Origin of the sequence: Nostoc sp., assembly GCF_036916655.1 — a bacterium.
GTDB lineage: Bacteria > Cyanobacteriota > Cyanobacteriia > Cyanobacteriales > Nostocaceae > Nostoc.
Genome location: NZ_JBALFY010000110.1, coordinates 1 through 7272, shown reverse-complemented (window position 1 = coordinate 7272; position 7272 = coordinate 1). Strand labels below are relative to the sequence as shown.

Annotated in this window: 5 protein-coding genes and 2 pseudogenes; 6 read left to right on the top strand and 1 reads right to left on the bottom strand. The window is 43.4% G+C overall.

From position 1 onward, the window contains the following. Positions 1 to 206: pseudogene (locus tag V7L31_RS29675) on the bottom strand (hypothetical protein); the annotation flags it as partial. 107 nt (positions 207 to 313) lie between these two features. Between V7L31_RS29675 and V7L31_RS29670 the strand changes: the two are divergent. From V7L31_RS29670 to V7L31_RS29645, 6 genes and pseudogenes are all read left to right on the top strand, one after another. Beyond that, the gene (locus V7L31_RS29670; RefSeq protein ID WP_334699546.1) at positions 314 to 1069 is read left to right on the top strand and encodes a phosphocholine cytidylyltransferase family protein; all 756 of its coding nucleotides are present in this window, start codon (positions 314 to 316) and stop codon (positions 1067 to 1069) included. Positions 1070 to 1294: 225 nt separating this feature from the next. Continuing rightward, positions 1295 to 2950 carry a phosphoenolpyruvate mutase gene (gene aepX / locus V7L31_RS29665; protein ID WP_334699545.1) on the top strand — a complete coding sequence of 552 codons (1656 nt, stop codon included), beginning with the start codon at positions 1295 to 1297 and terminating at the stop codon, positions 2948 to 2950. Between the two features lie 123 nt (positions 2951 to 3073). Then, positions 3074 to 4234 (top strand): phosphonopyruvate decarboxylase, encoded by a 1161-nt coding sequence (gene aepY / locus V7L31_RS29660; RefSeq protein WP_334699544.1) that lies wholly within the window; start codon positions 3074 to 3076, stop codon positions 4232 to 4234. 84 nt (positions 4235 to 4318) lie between these two features. Then, a complete protein-coding gene (locus V7L31_RS29655) occupies positions 4319 to 5404 on the top strand; it encodes a 2-aminoethylphosphonate aminotransferase (protein ID WP_334699543.1) in 1086 nt (361 codons plus the stop codon). A gap of 325 nt (positions 5405 to 5729) precedes the next feature. Continuing rightward, positions 5730 to 6206, top strand: coding sequence for a hypothetical protein (locus tag V7L31_RS29650; protein ID WP_334699542.1), 477 nt, complete (start codon positions 5730 to 5732; stop codon positions 6204 to 6206). A 720-nt stretch (positions 6207 to 6926) separates the two neighbouring features. Then, positions 6927 to 7272 (top strand): annotated as a pseudogene (locus V7L31_RS29645) (HEAT repeat domain-containing protein); the annotation flags it as partial.

Below are 7272 nucleotides of genomic sequence, written 5' to 3'. Positions count from 1 at the left end.
CTAACCTCAAACCGTGTCACATAACCCACGCCACTGTCCCGAATATTCCATTTAGTTGCAATTTCTTGGGCATACTGCTCGTTTGTCACTGGGTAAAAAATTGGCTGTTCAAGCAGTCTTGGCGGCCATTTGGTGTAGTCGCTTTGTTTAACTAGTTCTAGCTCTTTTGGTCCTGTGGGGCGATATAGAGTTATTGTTTCTTCCATGTTAAGAATTAATTAACAAATATTCTCTTGAGCAAAAAACAGTCATTATGAAATACTGGGAAAATTTTTAGATTTCCTGGTGTCATAGCTTTGTTGGTGACTTGACAATGAAGGCAATTATATTAGCTGCTGGCGTTGGACGACGCTTAGGTAAAGACGGGCAAATCCAACCCAAATGCTTACTGAAATTTAACGGCAAATCTCTATTAGAGCGCCATTTGAACTATCTCCGTCATTACCAGGTTAACCAGGTGGTAATTACTGTGGGTTATCAAGCACAAAGAATTCAGGATGAAATCAAAGCATTAGGAGCCGAAAATTGGGTCAATACAGTTTACAATCCTGATTATACTAAAGGCAGTGTGATCAGCCTTTGGACTGTACGTCAGCATTTAGCTGCTGGCGATGAGATATTATTGATGGATGCAGATGTATTGTGCGATCGCCGCATCATCGAACGACTGGTAAAGACAAATATCCCCAACAGCTTCTTACTGGATCGGGATTTTGAACCGGGAGATGAACCCGTAAAGCTCTGTGTCAAAGATAATTATCTAGTGGAGTTTCGCAAACAAGTAGCTCTTGGTTTGGTTTATGATTTGATTGGCGAGTCAGTAGGATTTTTTCGGTTTGGAAGTGCTGCTGCTCAACGTCTTACTACTCGCACAGAAAAGTATGTTGCAGACGGACGAGATGATGAACCTTATGAAGAAGTAATTCGGGATCTATTGTTAGAAACTCCAGAAGAATTTGGCTATGAAGATATAACTGGATTACCTTGGCTAGAAATCGATTTTCCCCAGGATATTCAACGTGCCCAAAATGAGATTTTACCTCAGATAGAAGTTGCAGAAAATGTCTGAAAGTATCTTTGAAAGAATTCAGGAGTCAGGAGTCAGAATTCAGGAGTCAGTATGAAATTATTTGCTACTAGCAGGTGAATCAAGGGGTTAAAAATACCCATTAAATATCTGGTTTAGTGGTCAAAAACATAGGGCGGGTTTGAATCTCGCACTAAATTGATTCTGATTTCTGAATTCTGGCTTCTGAATTCTTCTTTAATTTATAGGTTGAAAAAAGCAGAATAAATGCATCAAATATTTGCACCCATTGATACCGCTGCAAACTTAAATAAGTGTGCCCAATTGCGGTTATTACTAGAATCGCCTCAACTCGACTTCATTATGGAAGCTCACAACGGGATTAGTGCCCGAATTGTGGAAGAGGCTGGATTTAAAGGAATTTGGGCGAGTGGACTAGCCCTTTCGGCTCAATATGGCGTTCGAGATAATAATGAAGCTAGTTGGACTCAAGTTGTCGAAATGCTAGAGTTCATGTCTGATGTCACCAGCATCCCGATTTTGTTAGACGGGGATACGGGTTATGGCAACTTTAATAATATGCGTCGCCTAGTTAAGAAGTTAGAACAGCGAGGTATTGCTGGAGTCTGTATTGAAGATAAGCTTTTTCCCAAAACCAATAGCTTTATCAACGGTAGTCGCCAACCTTTAGCTGAAATTGATGAATTCTGCGGCAAAATTAAAGCGGGTAAGGATAGTCAGACAGATCCAGATTTTTGCATCGTCGCTCGATTGGAAGCTTTGATTGCTGGGTGGGATCTTTCGGAGGCATTGCGCCGAGCTGAAGCTTACCACGCCGCCGGAGCAACTGCCATTCTGATTCACAGTAAATCATCACGTCCCGATCAAGTGCTAGCCTTTGCTAAAGAATGGGCGGGTCGTTCCCCGTTAGTGTTTATACCGACTAAATATTACAGCACGCCTACTGATGTTTTTCGGAAAGCTGAAGTTAATTTAGTCATCTGGGCAAATCATCTAATTAGAGCTGCTGTTGATAGTATGCAGGCGATCGCGCGTGAAGTAAAAGCCAGTGAAACTTTAATCAACATTGAAGATGATATTGCACCTGTAAAAGAAATTTTCCGGCTACAGGGGGCGGATGAACTCATAGAAGCAGAAAAACGCTACTTTAACAACGGACGACAACATACTCAAGCGATCGTTTTGGCTGCTAGCAGAGGCCAAGAGTTAGCAGGTTTGACGCAAGATAAACCAAAAGTCATGTTACCCCTTGGAGGTAAACCCCTGCTCAGGTTGTTGGTGGACAAATTCAAGAAACTTGCCATCAACGATATTACCGTTGTCGCGGGTTACAAAGCAGAAACTATCAACGTTCCGGGGACTAAAGTCATCCGTAACCCAGATTATGAAACAACGGGAGAATTAGCATCCTTAGCCGTAGCTCAAGCCAGCTTCGGTGAAGAAATGCTGGTGCTTTACGGAGATTTATTATTTAGAAGTTACATCTTGCGGGATTTATTAGAATGTCCCGGAGAGATTGTTGCTGTAGTTGATTCTGTGGCGAACAGCAAATCTGTTAGTGGTTCACCTGACTACGCTTATTGCTCAATTCCAGACGATCTTTCTCTCTTTGGACAGGATGTCAACCTGTTGGACATTTCTAAAACCACACAAACCCAATTAGGAAAATCTAGCGGCCGTTGGATTGGGATGCTGCGCTTGCGGAGTCAAGGTAGACAGTGGGTGAGTGAAGCACTCAATGAATTACAAAAACGACCGGAATTCAACAGTTTGGGTTTGCCAGAATTATGCAATTATTTAATCGAGCAAGGCAAACCGATCAAGGTGCTTTATATTCGCGGTAACTGGTTAGATGTTAATTCTTTAGATGATCTTGACCTTGCTTTTCAATTGAAACAATAGGGCATTGAAAAGAGGCAGAGGGGCAGGGTGCGGGGGGCGGAGGGGAAAATTCTTCTCCCTGCTGCCTTCTCCCTGCTCCCTGCTCCCTGCTCCCCCTCATCCCCATTCCCCATTCCCCTTAATATGATCCAGGCAGAAGAATTTGTAGAAGCTGCGCGTAATCTTGGTTTTGGGTGGTACACTGGCGTACCCTGTTCTTTTCTCACGCCTTTTATTAACTACGTCATCAATGACGTGCAACTTAAATACATCTGTGCAGCCAATGAGGGGGATGCTGTAGCGATCGCAGCTGGAGCCGCAATTGCTGGTAAACCTGCTGTGGTGATGATGCAAAACTCTGGTTTGGGAAATGCAGTTAACCCGCTAACCTCGCTCACTTACATCTTTCGGATTCCACTGCTGCTGATTTGTACCCTGCGAGGCGATCGCCTGTTGCAAGATGAACCGCAACATGAATTAATGGGGCAAATCACAGAAAAATTGCTGCAAACAATGTCTGTGCCTTGGGAATTTTTTCCCACAGATGCAGCAGAAATAGAACCTGTTCTGCAAAGAGCTACAGCCTATATGCAGCAAGAACGCCGTCCTTATGCTTTAATCATGCGTAAAGGAACAATTGCCCCCCATCCACTCACCCGTTCTTCTATCCCAGAACGAGAAAATAGTAGTAGCGCTCATATTCAGCAAAGCTTTTTCCGCGATCGCAAAGAACAACGCATTTCTCGCAGTGAAGCATTAACTCGGATTGTGGAACTCACCGATCCAGAAAACACTGTAGTAATTGCCACCACCGGATACACAGGACGCGAACTCTTCGCTAGTAAAGACAGCGCCAATCATCTTTATATGGTTGGATCGATGGGTTGCGCTTCCTCAATGGGATTGGGATTATCTTTAGCACGTCCAGACCTCAAGGTAGTAGTAATTGATGGCGATGGGGCAGCATTAATGCGAATGGGTAATTTTGCTACCATCGGCACTTATGGCGGTGCTAACCTAATCCATATTCTTTTAGATAATGAAGTCCACGATTCCACAGGCGCACAAGCTACCGTCTCTGCGGGTATTTCCTTTGCCAAAATTGCCGAAGCCTGCGGTTACGGCCTTACATTAGCCGGAGACGATCCCGCCCTTTTAGATGTCTTATTTATCGCAGATGCTAACAATAGACCGAAATTTGCTCATTTAAAAATCCGTCCCGGAACTTTAGAAAAGCTACCCAGACCCAACCTCACCCCAGAAGCAGTTTTGCAACGCTTTATGAAACACATTGGTAATTCGTAATTCGTAATTCGTAATTAATAAATTCAAAGTACAAACTCTTTATTTATTAATGCCCAATGACTAATGATTAATGACTAATGATTAATGACTAATGACAAAATGATTTTACTAAATCCCGGCCCTGTTAATTTGAGCGATCGCGTCAGAAATGCCCTGTTGCGTCCCGATTTGTGTCACCGTGAGGTGGAATTTTCCCAACTTCAAAGCAGAATCCGCGAACAGCTACTTCAAGTTTATGGTCTTGGAAGCGACTGGGCAGCAGTTCTCCTCACTGGTTCTGGAACCGCCGCGATGGAAGCGATGATCAGCAGTTTAGTACCCACAGATGGGAAATTACTAGTAATTGAAAACGGTATATATGGCGAACGACTATCTAAAATCGCCAAAATCCACGGCATTAATTACATTACACTTTCCCATCCTTGGGATGCTGAAATAGATATCAACGCTTTAATCAAACTCTTAGATGAAAACACCGACATCACCCACCTTGCTGTCGTCCATCACGAAACTACTACCGGTCGCCTCAATAATTTGGTAGAACTTGCGCCAATTTGCCAAGAACACCGCATCAAGCTATTAGTGGATGGAGTTAGCAGCTTTGGTGCTGAAGAACTAAATTTTGCAGATTGGGGAATCACCGCTTGCGCTGCAACAGCTAATAAATGTCTGCATGGTGTCCCTGGGGTATCCTTTGTCATCCTGCAACGGGATGCACTACCGTCAGTAGACACAATTCCCCGCACCTTATATTTAGATTTAGCAACCTATTGCCAGCAGCAAGACCGAGGCGGCACACCGTTTACGCAATCAGTACAGACATTTTATGCCTTAACAGAAGCTTTGCAAGAAATGGCAGAAGCCGGAGGTTGGCGTGCCAGACACAGCCATTACAACCAACTTGCCAGCTTAGTCAGAGATGGGTTAGCCTCAATTGGAATTAAACCGCTACTTCCTCTTGGCAGTTCATCCGTTGTCTTGAATGCCTACTACTTACCAGACGGTTTCAGCTATGAGGAATTTCACGATCAACTGAAAGCACAGGACTATATCATTTATTCTGGACAGGGAAATTTAGCTCAATCAATCTTTCGAGTATCGACAATGGGAGCTATTACCCACGCTGATATGGAACGCTTTGTTGGCGTTGTTAAGAAAATTATTCGGTAAACTGACTTGAAGCGTAAGTTTTACCCCTCCCTAACCCTCCCCTTTCCAAGGCTACGGTGTACACACATCTTTCTTTTTGCTGGGTACAAAAAGAAAGATGTGTATTGATCCCCCTAAATCCCCCTTAAAAATGGGGACTTTGAGAGCTTTTTGCCCCCCTTTAAAAAAGGGGGGTTGGGGGGATCAAAAGCCTGTGGCACAACTCTAAAAGACTTGTGTGTACAACCAGAGAAGTTATTTTCCCTACTCCCCATTCCTTAAATACTGTGCGATCGCATTTACCAGTGGGAATCATAACAAACAGATTTACCACAGTAAATAAACAATGGCTTACCAAAATATTACAGGCTCCCTTACCCCAGCAGATATCCAAGAAATTAAAGCAGCCTTTGCGACTATCCAAGCAAAGTTGCCTTTTTTGGTGACTCTGAGTGTGGAAGAACGACGCAAGTTATTTAAGATGGGCGATAAAAGCCTAGCTTTTGTCAACACTAGCCTGACTGCTGCCCAATCTAACCGAGACATTTTACCAGCCAGCTTTGATGTAGATGAATTTGTGCGGGATTATCAACTAGCCGTCACTCTCAGCGAACTTCTGATTGGACTGCGACAACTGACAGAACAAGTAGATGATACCTTAATGGCTGTCGGTAGTGAGACAATGAGCAGCAGTTTGACAGTTTACGATTACGTCAAGACTGCTGCTAAGAAAACTCCAGGGTTAAAAACTATTGCCGAACAGTTAGGTGAACGGTTTAAAGCTATTAAAAATAAACCTGCTAAAACTATTTCTGGTTCATAAGCTTTAAACCTTGCGGGAGAGTCTTTAGGGATTTCCAACAAATAGATTATTCAATCTTGTGGGGCGGGCATCTTGCCCGCCTTTAGCTATGGGCGGGCGAGACGCCCACCCCACAATAATTATTTGAGTATTTTTTTATTTGAAAGTTCTTTAATACTCGTAAATGAGTCTTTGATACTCGTGAGCGAGTCTTTAATACTCGTGAATGAGTGTTTGATACTCGTGAATGAGTGTTTGATACTCGTGAGCGAGTCTTTGATACTCGCGGGAGAGTCTTTTATACTCGTGGACGAGTCTTTAATACTCGTGAGTGAGTCTTTTATACTCGCGGGAGAGTCTTTTATACTCGTAGACGAGTCTTAGATGCTCGTAAGCAAGTCTTTAATACTCATGGACGAGTCTTTTATACTCATGAGCAAAGATTAACATCGAGTCTGTTGTCTTACTTTGCGCTCTTTGCGTCCTTTGCGGTTCGTTTCTTCATTCTCTTATTCCTGCCTGAACGCAGCATAGTAAATTTTCAAATTTGGGATGCTCCCACAAATACAAACCTAAAAACCCAAATAAAATCTGACTTTCTCAATCAGGAATTAGGAATTGCAAGCTTGGTATTATACCTATAGCCGCGTGTAATCTGCCGCCTTGCCCTGATTTATGCTCGTAACTCCCCGCCTCACTAACAAGCTCTCCTTATTCTTCCTTTTCTGTTTTACCCTACTCTTGACTTTCCTCCTCTCTCTACCTTGGGTAAACGCTAAAGAAACCCCCAAACCCAAACCCCAAGATTGGCAGATTAACGGTATATCAGCAGCCCTTGATGATAGACACGACCAAGTTAAGGGATATGCTCTGGATAAATTAATTGAATATGATCTCAAAGATTTAAAATCCCTGGTGAAGAAACCAGAGGATATTGCCGAGAAAGCTGCTAAAATCCTCAAGGATGAAAAGGTTCCCGCCAACGTTCGTTCAAGTGCGGCATCGGCATTGGGCAACTTGGGAGACGCCGCAGCCAAGTATGTCCCTGACATCCTCAATTTCCTCAAGGATGAAAAGGTGGACGCCT

Coding starts and splice junctions, on each gene's coding strand:
- aepY (WP_334699544.1), top strand. CDS start 3,074: ATGATCCAGGCAGAAGAATTTGTAGAAGCTGCGCGTAATCTTGGTTTT.
- V7L31_RS29670 (WP_334699546.1), top strand. CDS start 314: ATGAAGGCAATTATATTAGCTGCTGGCGTTGGACGACGCTTAGGTAAA.
- aepX (WP_334699545.1), top strand. CDS start 1,295: ATGCATCAAATATTTGCACCCATTGATACCGCTGCAAACTTAAATAAG.
- V7L31_RS29655 (WP_334699543.1), top strand. CDS start 4,319: ATGACTAATGACAAAATGATTTTACTAAATCCCGGCCCTGTTAATTTG.
- V7L31_RS29650 (WP_334699542.1), top strand. CDS start 5,730: ATGGCTTACCAAAATATTACAGGCTCCCTTACCCCAGCAGATATCCAA.